This window comes from Rhodococcus olei, assembly GCF_039540555.1.
In the GTDB taxonomy this organism is placed as follows: Bacteria; Actinomycetota; Actinomycetes; order Mycobacteriales; family Mycobacteriaceae; genus Rhodococcus_G; species Rhodococcus_G olei.
Genome location: NZ_BAABFB010000030.1, coordinates 261,778 through 276,295, shown reverse-complemented (window position 1 = coordinate 276,295; position 14,518 = coordinate 261,778). Strand labels below are relative to the sequence as shown.

Annotated in this window: 9 protein-coding genes, 1 pseudogene and 1 riboswitch; of the genes and pseudogenes, 3 read left to right on the top strand and 7 right to left on the bottom strand. The window is 70.6% G+C overall.

All coding sequences use genetic code 11. The features are described 5' to 3' along the window. Positions 1-104: 104 nt before the first annotated feature. The 6 genes from ABD951_RS10800 to ABD951_RS10775 all read right to left on the bottom strand — a co-directional run bounded on the left by ABD951_RS10800 (position 105) and on the right by ABD951_RS10775 (position 10,523). Positions 105-593, bottom strand: a complete 489-nt coding sequence (locus tag ABD951_RS10800) for a HutD family protein (RefSeq protein ID WP_345344525.1) — start codon at positions 591-593, stop codon at positions 105-107. 95 nt (positions 594-688) lie between these two features. Beyond that, positions 689-2,275, bottom strand: a complete 1,587-nt coding sequence (gene hutH, locus ABD951_RS10795; protein WP_345344523.1) for a histidine ammonia-lyase — start codon at positions 2,273-2,275, stop codon at positions 689-691. 46 nt (positions 2,276-2,321) lie between these two features. Further along, positions 2,322-3,716 (bottom strand): amino acid permease, encoded by a 1,395-nt coding sequence (locus tag ABD951_RS10790; RefSeq protein WP_345344521.1) that lies wholly within the window; start codon positions 3,714-3,716, stop codon positions 2,322-2,324. Between the two features lie 151 nt (positions 3,717-3,867). Beyond that, positions 3,868-5,262, bottom strand: coding sequence for an amino acid permease (locus tag ABD951_RS10785; protein ID WP_345344519.1), 1,395 nt, complete (start codon positions 5,260-5,262; stop codon positions 3,868-3,870). 60 nt (positions 5,263-5,322) lie between these two features. Continuing rightward, positions 5,323-6,270, bottom strand: coding sequence for a DUF4231 domain-containing protein (locus ABD951_RS10780; protein ID WP_345344517.1), 948 nt, complete (start codon positions 6,268-6,270; stop codon positions 5,323-5,325). Then, positions 6,267-10,523 (bottom strand): nSTAND1 domain-containing NTPase, encoded by a 4,257-nt coding sequence (locus ABD951_RS10775; protein ID WP_345344515.1) that lies wholly within the window; start codon positions 10,521-10,523, stop codon positions 6,267-6,269. Before ABD951_RS10775 ends, ABD951_RS10780 begins: the two co-directional genes overlap by 4 nt. A 219-nt stretch (positions 10,524-10,742) precedes the next feature. After that, a riboswitch (SAM riboswitch) is annotated at positions 10,743-10,856 on the top strand. A gap of 134 nt (positions 10,857-10,990) precedes the next feature. Here ABD951_RS10775 and ABD951_RS10770 point away from each other — a divergent pair. The 3 genes and pseudogenes from ABD951_RS10770 to ABD951_RS10760 form a co-directional block, all read left to right on the top strand. Continuing rightward, positions 10,991-12,295 (top strand): bifunctional o-acetylhomoserine/o-acetylserine sulfhydrylase, encoded by a 1,305-nt coding sequence (locus ABD951_RS10770; protein WP_345344513.1) that lies wholly within the window; start codon positions 10,991-10,993, stop codon positions 12,293-12,295. Further along, positions 12,292-13,452 (top strand): homoserine O-acetyltransferase MetX, encoded by a 1,161-nt coding sequence (gene metX, locus ABD951_RS10765; RefSeq protein ID WP_425569818.1) that lies wholly within the window; start codon positions 12,292-12,294, stop codon positions 13,450-13,452. The genes ABD951_RS10770 and metX overlap by 4 nt, the downstream gene beginning before the upstream one ends. A gap of 433 nt (positions 13,453-13,885) precedes the next feature. Further along, a pseudogene (locus tag ABD951_RS10760) lies at positions 13,886-14,190 on the top strand (homoserine O-acetyltransferase MetX); the annotation flags it as partial. 22 nt (positions 14,191-14,212) lie between these two features. Here ABD951_RS10760 and ABD951_RS10755 read toward each other — a convergent pair. Further along, positions 14,213-14,518, bottom strand: coding sequence for a DUF3017 domain-containing protein (locus tag ABD951_RS10755; RefSeq protein WP_345344511.1), 306 nt, complete (start codon positions 14,516-14,518; stop codon positions 14,213-14,215).

Sequence of the window (14,518 nt, the reverse complement as noted above, 5' to 3'; positions counted from 1 at the left end):
CGGAGCCATCTGCCTCGGTGCCGCGGTGGGGGCCTCCTGGCGGTGGGACACCAACAGCCACTGGGACCGTCGCGTAGGGGCCTTCCAAGGCCCCTACCGGCAGGTCAGGTCGAGATCGAGATGATCGCACACCTTCCCGGACGTACAGGCGGCATCAACTCGCCGGGTGGCACGACCAGGGCGTCTTCGGTTGCGAGGTCGAGACAGATCCGGACCGAACCGGAACGGTCGGGAATCTCCGACGACCCGATCTCCACCATCATGTCGGCCACACCCCGCCTGGCCATGACGTTGAGGGCCCGCGTGCGAGACGCCGCCCGAGACGTCGGCGCCCACTCCCCCGGGAATGCGAATGATTGCAGCGGCTCGATCACGTGTCGCACGACGATGGCCGCATCGAGACCGTCCTCCGTTGCGGAGAAGGGCGGGCCGGTGAGCTCGAGAGCGACCGAGCCGATCGGGATGATCAATCGGTCGTAGCCCGCGATCACCGAGAATGTCGACTCGAGCGGTTCCTCTGCGATGCTCACGCGCCAGTCGCCGGTCTCCGCAACCACCTGGGTGGTGCCCTGGCCGTTCAGCCAAGGCACCACCCTGCGGTCGGACGCCGTGGTACGGAACGACGTTGTCCCGTAGCCGGTTTCACCGGTTGCCCGATATGCCATGTCGAGGTGCGGCCGGCGGTGATTCAGGCGAGCTTGCCGATCACGGCCTCGGCACTGTCCAGCAGCGCGCCGGACGCGGCCAGCTGCACCGCGGCCTCGATCTCCGGCGCCAGGTGCCGGTCGGTGCCGGGACCCGCGACGTGCTCACGCAGGGTGTCGCGGACCGCGGCCGTCGCGGGCGACGGCTCGAGCGGGGCCCGCAGGTCCAGGCCCCGGGCGGCGGTGAGCGTCTCGATGGCGAGCACCCGGGTGAGCCCGTCGACGGCCCGCCGCAGCTTGCGGGCGCCGGACCAGCCCATCGACACGTGATCCTCCTGCATCGCGGAGGACGGGATCGAGTCGACACTCGCCGGCGCGGCGAGCCGCTTGAGCTCCGAGACGATCGCGGCCTGCGTGTACTGCGCGATCATGTGCCCGCTGTCCACACCGGGGTCGTCCGCGAGGAACGGCGGCAGACCGTGGTTGCGGGCCTTGTCGAGGAACCGGTCGGTGCGGCGCTCGCTCATGCTCGCCACGTCGGCGACGACGATCGCGAGGAAGTCCAGGACGTACGCTACCGGCGCCCCGTGGAAGTTGCCGTTGGACTCGACCCGGCCGTCCAGGGTCACCACCGGGTTGTCGACCGCGCTCGCCAGCTCGTACGACGCGATGCGCTCGGCGTGTGCGAGGGTGTCGCGCGCGCCGCCCGCGACCTGCGGCGCGCAGCGCAGCGAGTAGGCGTCCTGCACCACGGTGCAGTCGGGGGTGGCGTGGCTGGCGACGATGCCCGATCCGGCGAGCACCCGGGCCATGTTGGCGGCCGCGACCGCCTGCCCGGGGTGCGGGCGCAGGGCCTGCAGGTCCGGCGCGAACACCTTGTCGGTGCCCATCAGGCCCTCGACGCTCATCGCCGCCGCGACGTCCGCCAACGACAGCAGCTTGCGCAGGTCGTGGCAGGCCAGCACCAGCATGCCCAGCATGCCGTCGGTGCCGTTGATCAGGGCCAGCCCCTCCTTCTCCTTGAGCTCGACCGGCTCGATCCCGGCCGCCGCCAACGCCTCCGCGGCCGGCATGAGCTCGCCGTCCGCGTTCCGCACGGTGCCCTCGCCGATCACGGCCAGCGCGACGTGCGAGAGCGGCGCCAGGTCGCCCGAGCAGCCGAGGCTGCCGTACTCGTGCACGACCGGGGTGATGCCCGCCGACAGCAGCGACGCGTAGACCTGCGCGACCTCGGGGCGAACGCCGGTGCGTCCGGTCGCCAGCGTCGACAGGCGCAGCAGCATCAGCGCCCGCACCACCTCGCGCTCCACCTCCGGGCCGGACCCGGCGGCGTGCGAGCGGACCAGGCTGCGCTGCAGCTGCGCCCGCAGCTCCAGCGGAATGTGCCGGGTCGCGAGGGCGCCGAACCCGGTCGACACGCCGTAGACCGGCTTCGGGTCCTCGGCGAGGGCCTGGATGCGGGTGCGGCTCGCCCCGATCGCCGCGAGCGCCTCGTCGGACAGTCGCACCGGCGCGCCGAACCGCGCGACACGCACGACCTCGTCCGGGCTCACCGCGCCGATTCCGACGACGACCGGCTCCTGCGTGTCCAGTGCGTGCTTCTCCATGTTCGGGAGGGTGTTCGTGCTCATGGTTGTTCTCCGTTTCGAATGAGCGGTAGTGAAGAGTCCGGCTCGGTCAGGGGGTTTCGACCGCGACGGCAAGATTCGGCGCCACCGGGGCGGGTCGCACCCACCGCCGGTACGCGAGGGTGAGCAGCAGCAGCCAGCCTGCCCCGACCGCGAGGGCGACGCGGGTGTCGGCGTCGAAGGCGAGGACCGCGATCACGAACACCAGGAACCCGATCGCGATCAGCTGCCCGTACGGCCAGAACGGCACCGGGAACTTCAGGGCGGCGGCCTCGGCGGCATCCATCCGCTGACGGGACCGGTACTGCGACAGCAGGATCATCAGCCAGACGAAGATCGTCGCGAAGGTGGCGATCGACGCGATGACGAGGAACACCTTGTCCGGGATCAGGTAGTTGAGCAGCACGCCGATCAGCAGGGTGACGGTCATGATCACGACGGTCATCCACGGGACGCCGTTGCGGGACACCTGCTTCATCACCGCGGGTGCCTGGCCGCGCTGGGCCATGCCGTACATCATCCGGCCGGCGCCGAAGATGTCGCTGTTGATCGCCGACAGGGCGGCGGTGATGACGACGACGTTCAGAACCGTCGCGGCCGGTCCGATGCCGAGGCTCTGGAAGATCTGCACGAACGGGCTGCCCTCGGATCCGATCGACTGCCAGGGGTTGATCGCCATGATGACGGCCAGGGTGAGGACGTAGAACACGATGATGCGCACCGGAACCGTGTTGATCGCGCGGGGAATGGTCCGCTCCGGGTTCTCCGCCTCACCGGCGGTGATGCCGATGATCTCGGTGCCGCCGAACGCGAACATCACGATCGCGAAACAGCTGACGAAGCCGCCGAAGCCGGTGGCGAAGAAGCCGCCGTCCGACCACAGGTTGCTCACCCCGGCGTCGGCGTCCTGCATCCCGAATCCCCAGATCAGGATCGCGATGCCGCCCGCGATCATCGCCACGATCGCGACGATCTTGACCAGGGTGAACCAGAACTCCACCTCGCCGAACACCTTGACGCTGAGCAGGTTGACCGCGCCGATGAAGAAGATGATCGACAACACCCAGATCCACCGGGGCACGTCCGGGAACCAGAACCCCATGTAGACGCCGAACGCGGTCACGTCCGCGAGGCACACGACGACCATCTCGAAGGTGTACGTCCAGCCGGTCATGAAACCGGCCAGCGGCCCGAGATGCTTGCTCGCGTACTCCCCGAACGAGCCCGACACGGGATTGCTCACCGCCATCTCGCCGAGCGCGCGGAGCACGATGTAGATCGCCGCACCCCCGATGAGGTAGGCGAGCAGTACCGCCGGTCCGGCCCGGTTGATCGCCTCCGCCGATCCGTAGAACAGGCCCGTCCCGATGGCCGAACCAAGCGCGATGAACCTGATGTGGCGTGCTGACAGACCTCGGGTCAGCGCCGCGGCGGTGTCTTTCACAATCGATCTCCCTGGACTGGGGTGGCAGTGTGTCGGCCGGACCGGCCAGCCAACTGTGTGGCGAGTCACACCCTCATAGGCATGTATAGTCCTGTATATACATTTGACTGTCAAGAGGGTGGTCCCGAGAGCCGGCCACCGGACGGCCGGTTCAGCCCACCCGGACCTCCGTCGATTCGGCCTGTACCGCCCGCCGCGGCCGCACGAACCGCCGATACGCGAGAGTGAGCCCGACCAGCCACGCCGCCCCGACCACCAGCGCCACCCTGCTGTCCGCGTCGAACGCGAGCACGACGATCACGAACCCCAGAAACGCGAGCGCCGCCCACTGCGCGTACGGCCACAGCGGAACGGGGAACTTCAACGCCGCCACCTCGGCCGCGCCCATCCGTCGCCGCGACCGGTACTGCGCGAGCAGGATCATCACCCAGACGAAGATCGTCGCGAACGTCGCGATCGAGGCGATGACCAGGAACACGCTCTCCGGGATCAGGTAGTTGAGCAGGACCGCGACCAGCAGCGCCACCGTCATCACCACGACCGTCATCCACGGCACCCCGGCCCGGGAGACCTTCGTCATCACCGCCGGAGCCTGACCGCGCTGGGCCATCCCGTACATCATCCGGCCGGCGCCGAAGATGTCGCTGTTGATCGCCGACAGGGCCGCGGTGATGACGACGACGTTGAGCACGGTCGCGGCGGGGCCGAGCCCGATGCCCTCGAAGATCTGCACGAACGGGCTGCCCTCGGTGCCGATGGTGTGCCACGGGTTGATCGCCATGATCACCGCGAGCGTGGCGACGTAGAACAGCAGAATCCGCATCGGCACCGTGTTCACGGCGCGGGGAATCGTCCGGGCCGGATCCTCCGCCTCCCCGGCCGTGATGCCGATGATCTCCGTCCCCCCGAACGCGAACACGACGATCGCGAACGAGGCGACGAAACCTCCGACGCCGTTGGGGAAGAATCCGCCGTCGGACCAGAGGTTGCGCACGCCGTCGCCGGTGTCGTGGGCACCGAACCCGAAGATCAGCACCGCGACACCGGCGGCGATCATCGCGACGATGGCCGCCACCTTGACGATCGTGAACCAGAACTCGAGTTCCCCGAAGACCTTGACACTGAGCAGGTTCAGCGCGGCGATGAAGAACACGATCGCCAGCACCCAGATCCAGCGCGGCACGTCCGGAAACCAGAACCCCATGTAGACGCCGAACGCGGTGACGTCCGCGAGGCAGACGACGATCATCTCGAAGGTGTACGTCCAGCCGGTCAGGAACCCGGCGAGCGGGCCGAGGTGTTCGCCGGCGTACTCACCGAACGACCCGGACACCGGGTTGCGCACGGCCATCTCGCCGAGCGCGCGGAGCACCACGTACACGGCGGCGCCCCCGATCAGGTACGCCAGCAGCACGGACGGGCCGGCCTTCTCGATCGCACCCGCCGAGCCGTAGAACAGCCCGGTCCCGATGGCCGAGCCCAGTGCGATGAATCGAATGTGGCGGGCCGTCAGCCCTCGGGTCAGCGCCGTGGCGGCGTCCTTCACTTCGAGCTCCCAGCTTGGTCGTGCAACGTGCGACCTAGCAGGGTAGTCGTGTTGCGCAGATCACCCGGAGTCGGGTTGGGTCGGCGTCCGTTCGGACCACTTCGCCATCCAGCTCGCGTTCTCGGCCGAGATCGCGTTCTCGCAGTCGTCGACGAACCGGGTCCAGCTCGCCGGGTCGGTGGGCGACCCCTGGCTGCGCCAGCGATTCAGGTGCCGCTGCAGTCTGGCCGCGGTCGCGGCGAAGCTCATCGCCAGGAAGTCGTAGCGGCACGCGGCACGGTGCGCGGCCACCGCGCCGCCGAGCGTGGTCAGCACCGCGACCCACGGCGCCAGGCCGGACGGGCTCGCCCCCGCCTGGGCCGCCGCGCCCGCGGCCACGGCGGCGACGATCGCGGTGACGACGCTCAGGGTGAGCGCGAGTCGACGAAGCCGGCGCGCGCGTGCGAGGTGCTCCTCGGCCCGCGGGAGGTAGTAGCCGGACAGCTGTGCCTCGACCCGGTCGCGGACGTACTGCTGGGGTGACATCGGTCCCGGGGCGGCGGGCACCTCGAAGGTGAGGCCTGCGCGTATGGCGAGGAGGTCCTCGGACGCCTCTTCGATCTCGGCGTACTCCTCCTGCAGCCGGTCCAGCGCGCTTCCGCACCGATCCGGCAACGCGCCGGCCCGGTACCTGAACACCAACTGCTTGATGCCCTCCGACGTGGCACGCGCTCGCGTCCACCGGCGGATCGCCTCGGCGGTGAGGTACATCGCGGAGACCACCGTCGCCAACCCGAGGCACACGGCACCCGTCGTCGCCGCCACCACCCGCGGCGCACCCGGCGTCTCGAGCAGCGTCGCGGCCAGCGTCGCGGCGATCGCGCCCGCACTGCTCAGGCACAGGACGGCGGCACGGGCCCGGACGATCCGCCGCTTCAGGGAATCCGCGGCGCGCGACCAGCGAATCCGGTTGTCCCACATCGAGGCGACGACCATGTCGGCCCGACCGACCATGCCCTCGGCGCTCATCGGCCACCTCCGGCGTCGGCGTCGTTCGAGGTGTCGGGCGGGACCGGAAGGCCGTCGCAGATCTGCTGGAACCCTGCTCCCTCCGGTGCCCAGTCCCGCCACACCTCACGGCTGATGTTCTCGGTGATCTTGGCGCACAGCGCCTCCGCGTTCGCCTCCGGCACCGACCAGATTCGTGTGGTCGAGTCGGCACTCCCCGAGACGATGCTCCGGCCGTCGGGGGCGAACGCGACACCCGTGACAGCACCGTGGTGGCCGGTGAGCGGCGGGCCGACCGTATCCCCCGATTCCGCATCCCAGATCCGCAGGTTGTTGTCACTTCCCCCCGACGCGATCCGGGTTCCGTCCGCGCTGTACGCGACGCCGTTCACGTACCCGTCGTGCCCGACCATCGCGGCGCCGACCGGGTCCCCGGTCTCCGCGTCCCACCGGCGCACCGTCCTGTCGAGACTCCCACTCGCGATCCGCCTCCCGTCCGGGCTGTAGACGACACTTCTCACCCAGCCGGTGTGCCCCTCGAACGGCGGAAGGGCGAGTTGCCCAGTGTCGACGTTCCACACGCGCACCTTCCAATCCGTGCTACCCGTGACGACTCGACTTCCGTCCGGACTGAATGCGGCACTCAGCACCATCTGGTCGTGTTCGAGCGTCGGACCGACCGGCTGACCACTGTCGGCATCCCGGAAGCGAACCGAGCCGTCATCGCCTGCCGAGGCGATGCGGCGACCGTCCCGGCTGATCGCGACCTGGTTCACCACTTCCCGGTCGATCAGTGGTGGACCGATCGGCGCAGCGGTGGCCGGGTCCCATCGACGAATCACGTTGCCGCCGCCGGACACCAGAAGACGGCCGTCCGCGCTGAACGCAACGCTGGTCACCGGGCCGCCGGGCACGGCGGGCGTGGCGGCGATCGGCACACCGGTTTCCCGGTCCCACAGCCGCACCACCCCGTCGAGGCCGCCGGTCGCGATCCGGCGACCGTCGGGGCTGACGGCAACTGCGAGCACCCACGAGTCCTCACCGGCCGGTGAGGCGATGGAGCGAACAGATTTCGTGGACCACACGCGGATCGTCCGATCCCAACTGCCCGACACGACATTGCCATCGGGCGTGAAGGCGACACTCGACAGGAACCACTCGTGACCGGTGTACGGGTCGCCGATCGGCCGCCCGGTGCCCGCGTCCCACAGTCGCACCGTCTTGTCGTCGCCGCCCGACGCGATCCGCGATCCGTCGCGGCTGAAGGCGACGGCCTCGATTGCCTGGGTGTGCCCCGTCAGCGGTTCGCCGATCGGTGCGCCCGACTCGGCGTTCCAGCGGCGAATCGTCTTGTCCGAGCTGCCCGAGACGATCGTGCGCCCGTCCGGACTGAACGCGACGCTCGAAACCCAGAAGGTGTGCCCCTCCAGCGGCCCTCCCACCTGCCGGTGCGTGTCCGCGTCCCAGATCCGCACCGTCTGGTCACTGCTGCCCGACACGATTCTGCGGCCGTCCGGACTGACGGCGACACAGTTGACCTGATCGCTGTGCCCGATCAGGGGCTCACCGATCTGCATCCGCGAGTCGGCATCCCAGATTCGGATGGTCTTGTCCCCGCTTCCCGACACGACGCGCCGCCCGTCCGGGCTGAACGCCACGCTGGAGACCAACTTCTCGTGACCCCGAAGCGGCTCCCCGATCGGTTGCCGCGTGTCGGCATCCCAGATTCGGATGGTCTTGTCCCAGCTACCCGAGACGATCCGGCGACCGTCGGGACTGAAGGCGACGCCTGCCACCGTGTCCGCGTGGCCCTTCATCGGGTCACCGATCGGCTGACCGGTCTGCGCGTCCCACAGTTGCACGCTGTTGTTCCAGCTGGCGGAGGCGATGCGGCGGCCGTCCGGGCTGACCGCAACTCCCATCACCTGGTCTGGGGTGTCGATGATCCTGACCAGGTCGCGTTCGGCGAGGGCCGCCTGCATGAGTCCGTACTTCGTGTTGTCACCGGGGTCGACCGCATTGGCCGTGAGGACACGCTGAATGGCTGTCGCGTCGTTGGTGCCCGGGTTCAGACCGTCGAATTCGACACCGGCGTTCGCCATCATCGCCAGTGCGGCCTGCTCGCGGGCGCGGGTGTCGGCCTCCCCCTCCGCGATCTTCGCCCGCACCCATCCGGCAGCGGCGACCACCGCGACCACCGTCGTGACGGCCAGCACGGCCCGCAGCGCCCGGGTCCTCTTGTGTAGCGCGACGGCGTGCGCCTGCGCCTTCTCCCTGGCCTCCGTCTCGGCGGCCGCGAGGGCCTCGGCGGCCTGCTGCCGGTCGCGGGCGGCCTCCAATTCCGCTTCCCTGCGCCGTTTCTCGTCCGCCAGCCGGGCGTCCTCGCGCTGCCTCGACGCGAGGAGGAACTCGCGGGTCGAGCTCAGTCGGTCCCGGAAACCCGGTTTGGCGGCAAGGGTCTCGGCGCCACCGAGCCGATCCCCACCGAGCAGCCAGGACTCACCCCGGTCGCTCTTCGCCCAGGCGGCCGCGGTCCGCTCCAGATCGTCGGCCGCCCTGAGGTCGGTCGCTTCGGCGCGGAGCCACCCGGCCAGTTCGGTCCATTGCCGCAGCAGCGACTCGAGGGCCACCTCGACCACGACCTCGCCGTTGCGTTCGCCCTTGACCAGCAGTCGTCGGCCCACGAACGCGTCGATCAGCGCGCGACCGTCCGCGGGCAGGTCCGACCAGCGGGCGACGCGCCGCAGGGGCTGGTCGTTGTCCGGACTGACGGTCGCCAGCCACGGAATGAACGCCGCCTTCAGCCGCTCCAGCTGCCACCCACGCTCGGCGGGGTCGTCGGAGAGCAGCGCGTCGATCTCGGTCTGCACGACCTGGCGCATCCCGCCCATCGCCTCGTACTCCGCCACGGTGAGGTCGCCGTCTCCCCCGTAGTCGCGGTACAGCCGCGACAGGGTCAGCGCCAGCAGTGGCAGGGTGTCCGCGCCGCGCGTGGACTCGTCGAGCAGTCGGTCGATCAACTCCGGTTCGATGGTGAGCGGCCGGCCCGCCTCGGTCGCCCGCACCGCGGGCCCGGCGACGACCTCCTTGAACTGGGTCGGGGGCATGGGTTTGAGGTCGTCGAAGACGACGGACCCGACCGCCGCCAGTTCGGGAGCCGTCTGCAACGGCTCGTAGCGGTCCGATCGAATGGCGAACACCGAGACGATCGGCAGCGCCGACCCGCTGTCGCCGTCCAGCAGGCGCGCGAGCAGGGCGAGGAACTGCGTCGCCTCGGGCCCTGCTTCCGCCCCGAACAACTCCTCGGCCTGATCGACGGGCAGCACGAGCGTCGGCGGCGGCATCCCGACCGGAACGTCCACCACCCGGCCGAGCGCCGCGTCCTGTGCCTCGCGCAGCCACACCGCGAGCCGCTCGGTGTCGTCGGGGCAGGCCGCCTTGATCTCCCCCAACGTCGGCCGGGTCAGGCCGAGCCGGGCGCGCACCGCGTGGACCGCATCCGCGAATCCGCCGTCACCGGTCAGCGGTCGCCGGCCCGGCCGCACCACGTCGAGCGGCAGGAAGTGCCGGTCGTCCCGAGCGAGTCGGGGCAGCAGACCGGCGCGCAGGAACGAGGACTTCCCCGCCCCGGACGGTCCGAGGATCACGAAGAGTTTCTCGGCGCCCGGGGCACACATGCCGCGGAGCGCTCCGAGACTCCGGACGAGTTGCGCGTCCCGACCGAAATACACGGCCGCGTCGCCCGCGTCGAGCGGCTCCCACCCGCGATAGGGCGCCCGGTCCGGATCGCCCGGCGGCGGCCACGGGAAGCCCTCCGCGCCGACCCCGGACCGCCGCAGCCCGTCGTAGAGCCGCTCCAGCCCCTCGGTGAGGAACACCACCGGAGCCTCGTCCCCGGAGACCACGATCTCGGTGGTCGGCCCGTCACCGAACAGATCGCAGCGCTGCCACTCCGCGGTGATCTCGCGGCCGACACTCGGCTCCAGACGCGCCGGGAAGATCGGCTTGTTCAGGTTCTCGGCGGTGCGGTACTCCGCCTGGCATTCGCGGGAGCCGTCCCAGTTCCGGGACAGCAGGCAGATCACCGCCTCGCAGCGCGCGTTGGCCCGCTGGAGGGCCTCCTTCCAGCGAACGCCGACCGGGATTCCGGTGTGGCGGTCGAGGTCCAGGAAGATCTCGTCCGCGAGGCCGGGATCCCGCTCGGTCAACCACAGTCCGAGCGCGATCGCCTGGCGGTTGTCCCGGCTGGAGTGACTGAGGAATATGCGCGACATTGGGATCATCACCACTCGACGCCTCGTTGAAGGCCCGCTCTGCGTCCACAGTGCTGTCCCGACGTCGCCGCGTCACGAGTAGTCGACTACCCGGAAATCCGTGCCGGCCCGTCGACGCGGCGAGCTCCCGGTCCGGTCGAGGCACCGATCGCCGAGATTCTGCCCGCGTGAGCCAACCCGCTGCGGACGATGTGACCGGTACCGCTAAGATCGCGGGCAGGTCATGAGTGCCAGCGCCAAGCCCCGGCTCGCTGGTCGGCAACCCTCCATCCGCGGTGGGGTGCCCCGGGTGATGACCTGGTTCTCCGGGAAATCGGAGGACAAGCGCGGGTCCGCTGGGACGGACCCACCGACCGGGCCACGACCCAACGGAGGTTTCACCATGTGTTGTTGTCGCAGATAGGCCTCAGCCGTCCAGGGCGCCGTCGCGCCCGCATCTCCCACATCCTCTGGAGTAGAGACAACCCATGAGCGAGAGCATCGCCGACCCGTCGGCCAACTGGAGCTTCGAGACCAAGCAGATCCATGCCGGACAGACCTCGGACGCCACCACCAAGGCCCGGGCCCTGCCGATCTACCAGACCACCTCGTACACGTTCGACAACACCGACCACGCGGCCGCGCTGTTCGGGCTGGCCGAACCGGGCAACATCTACACCCGGATCATGAACCCGACGCAGGACGCGGTCGAGCAGCGGATCGCCGCGCTCGAGGGCGGCGTCGCGGCGCTGCTGCTCTCCTCGGGCCAGGCCGCGTCGACGTTCGCGCTGCTCAACGTCGCCGGCTCCGGAGACCACGTGGTGTCCAGCCCGAGCCTGTACGGCGGCACGTACAACCTCTTCCACTACACGCTCGCCAAGCTCGGCGTCGAGGTCACCTTCGTCGAGGATCCCGACGATCTCGAGCAGTGGCGCGCCGCGATCCGCCCCAACACCGTCGCGTTCTACGGCGAGTCGATCGCGAACCCGCGCAACGACGTCCTCGACATCCCGGGCATCTCCGCGGTCGGCCACGCGGCAGGCATCCCGCTGATCGTCGACAACACCGTCGCCACCCCGTACCTGCTGCGGCCGCTCGAGCACGGCGCCGACATCGTGGTGCACTCGGCGACGAAGTACCTCGGCGGCCACGGCACCGCGATCGCCGGCGTCATCGTCGACGGCGGCACCTTCGACTGGTCGCAGGGCCGGCACCCCGGTTTCACCACCCCGGACCCCAGCTACCACGGTGCGGTGTTCGCGGACCTGGGCGCACCGGCGTACGCGCTCAAGGCCCGGGTGCAGCTGCTGCGCGACCTCGGGTCGGCGGTGTCCCCGTTCAACGCGTTCCTGATCAGCCAGGGCATCGAGACGCTGAGCCTGCGGATCGAGCGGCACGTGCAGAACGCGCAGCGGGTCGCGGAGTTCCTCGAGGGCCGCGACGAGGTCGTCTCGGTCGCGTACGCGGGGCTGCCCAGCTCGCCCTGGTACGAGCGGGCGCAGAAGCTGGCCCCGAACGGGGCCGGCGCGATCGTCGCGTTCGAACTCGCGGGCGGCGCCGAAGCGGGCAAGAAGTTCGTCGACGGCCTCACCCTGCACAGCCATGTCGCTAACATCGGCGACGTGCGCTCGCTCGTGATCCACCCGGCCTCGACCACCCACGCGCAGCTCTCCGCCGAGGAGCAGCTGGCGTCCGGTGTCACTCCCGGCCTGGTTCGCCTGGCCGTCGGCATCGAGGGAATCGACGACATCCTCGCCGACCTCGAGACCGGATTCGCGGCGGCGAAGTCTTGACAGTCGGTTCCGTCTCCGGCGCCCGTCCGGCCGGTCCCCTCGCGGGGTTCCCGTCGCCGGACGGGCGGCTGGCGCACGTCTCGGTCGGCACCCTGACCCTCGAGAGCGGCGCGGTGCTGCCCGACGTCACCCTCGCGGTGCAGGTGTGGGGCGAGCCGAACGCGGCCCGGGACAACGTGGTGCTGGTCGAACACGCGCTGACCGGCGACTCCCACGTGACCGGGCCCGCCGACGCCGACCACCCCTCACCCGGGTGGTGGGACGGCATGGTCGGTCCCGGCGCGCCGATCGACACCGACGAGTGGTGCGTTCTCGCCGCCAACGTGCTCGGCGGCTGCCGCGGCACCACCGGCCCGGCCTCACCCGCGCCGGACGGTGCGCCCTGGGGGTCGCGCTTCCCGTACATCTCGATCCGGGACCAGGTGGCCGCCGAGGTCGCGCTCGCGGATCGTCTCGGCATCGATCGGTTCGCTGCCGTGGTCGGCGGTTCGATGGGCGGGATGCGTGCCCTCGAGTGGATCGTCGGCCACCCGGACCGGATCACCTCCGCACTGGTCCTGGCCGTCGGGGCGCGTGCCACGGCGGACCAGATCGGCACGCAGACCACCCAGATGGCGGCCATCACCACCGACCCGGACTGGCAGGGCGGCGACTACCACGACACCGGGCGGGCCCCGGAGGCAGGTCTGGGCATCGCCCGGCGGATCGCGCACCTGACCTACCGCACGGAGGGCGAGCTCGACTCCCGGTTCGGCAACGCGCCGCAGGACGGCGAGGACCCGCGGGACGGCGGCCGGTACGCGGTGCAGAGCTACCTCGAACACCAGGCGGCGAAGCTGGTCGCCCGCTTCGACCCCGGCACCTACGTCCTGCTGACCGAGGCCATGAACCGGCACGACGTGGGTCGCGGCCGCGGCGGCATCGAGGCGGCGCTGGCGTCGTGCACCGTCCCGACGATCGTCGGTGGCGTCGACTCGGACCGGCTCTACCCGCTGTGGCAGCAGCGGGAGATCGCCACCCACCTCGCCGGCTGCGAGGGCCTGCGGGTGGCGAACTCGAAGGACGGCCACGACGGGTTCCTCACCGAAGCCGCCTGGGTGACCGAGCTCCTCGGGGAGACGATGGCAATGGCCCGCGACGGGCGCCTCTCGTCCTGACGGTCTCCGCTCGCCGGTAACCGCAGTTTCGCCAATGCGTCCATCGCGACGGCGCCCGCTCGCTGGCATCGGCGCCGTGCGCCCGCCTGCGATGGACCCCATGTCGACGCCCCCTGCACCGCTGACCGGTGGGCCACAGCTGGTCGGGCTGCCCTCCGCCACGTCGCCCGGACGGCACGGCGGCGCGGCGGCGGTCTCGCACCCGGCGGACATCGGGCCGATCGGCGCCTTCCCACCGGCCGACGGGACCCTGACCCGGGTCGACATCGGAACACTGCGCCTCGAATGCGGCGGCGACCTCCCGGACGTCACGCTGGCGGTCCAGTGCGGGGGCGAGCCGAGCGCGGCCCGGGACAACATCGTGCTGATCGAGCACGCGTTGACCGGGGATTCCCACGTTGTCGGCCCCGCCGACGCGGAGCATCCCAACCCCGCCGGAACCTACGTGGTTCTCACCGACTCCATCAATAGGCACGACGTGGGACGTGGTCGCGGCGGCGTGGCCGCCGGGCATTGGCGTCCACGCCGGTTCCGGTGATCGTCGGCGGCGTGGACTCCGATCGGCTCTTCCCGCTGCGGCAGCTCGAGGAGCTGGCGACACTGCTGCCCGGGTGCGACGGCCTGCGGACAGTGCACTCCGCGGCCGGGCACGACGGATTCCTCACCGAAGCCGAGTGGGTGACCGGCCTCCTCGGCGAGACGCTGGAGCTTGCCCGCGCACGTCGCCGCGCCGCCTGACAGTCCTCCGGGTCGCGCGCGCCTACCCCGTTCCCAGCGGGTCGATGGACACGGCGAGCCACACGATCGTGCCGCCGACCAGGGTCAGCGCGGTGACGTCGAAGGCCTGACCGCGGACGGCCAGCAACCCGACCTCCTCGGGCCGCAGGCACAGCCGGAACCCGGCGGCGAGCAGCGTCGCGATGCCGAACACGAAGGCACCACGACGCCACCGGTCCGCGAGGACGAATCCGATGCCGACGAGGACGACGGCCGACACCACGAGCAGTGGCAGGTTGCGACGGGCGAACCCGAGCCACCGCCTCGCGGCGCCGGCTGAGGCGGGCAC

Excerpts from the sequence above, each read along its gene's own strand:
- ABD951_RS10775 (WP_345344515.1), bottom strand. The coding sequence starts at position 10,523 with ATGTCGCGCATATTCCTCAGTCACTCCAGCCGGGACAACCGCCAGGCG.
- ABD951_RS10770 (WP_345344513.1), top strand. The coding sequence starts at position 10,991 with ATGAGCGAGAGCATCGCCGACCCGTCGGCCAACTGGAGCTTCGAGACC.
- ABD951_RS10780 (WP_345344517.1), bottom strand. The coding sequence starts at position 6,270 with ATGAGCGCCGAGGGCATGGTCGGTCGGGCCGACATGGTCGTCGCCTCG.
- hutH (WP_345344523.1), bottom strand. The coding sequence starts at position 2,275 with ATGAGCACGAACACCCTCCCGAACATGGAGAAGCACGCACTGGACACG.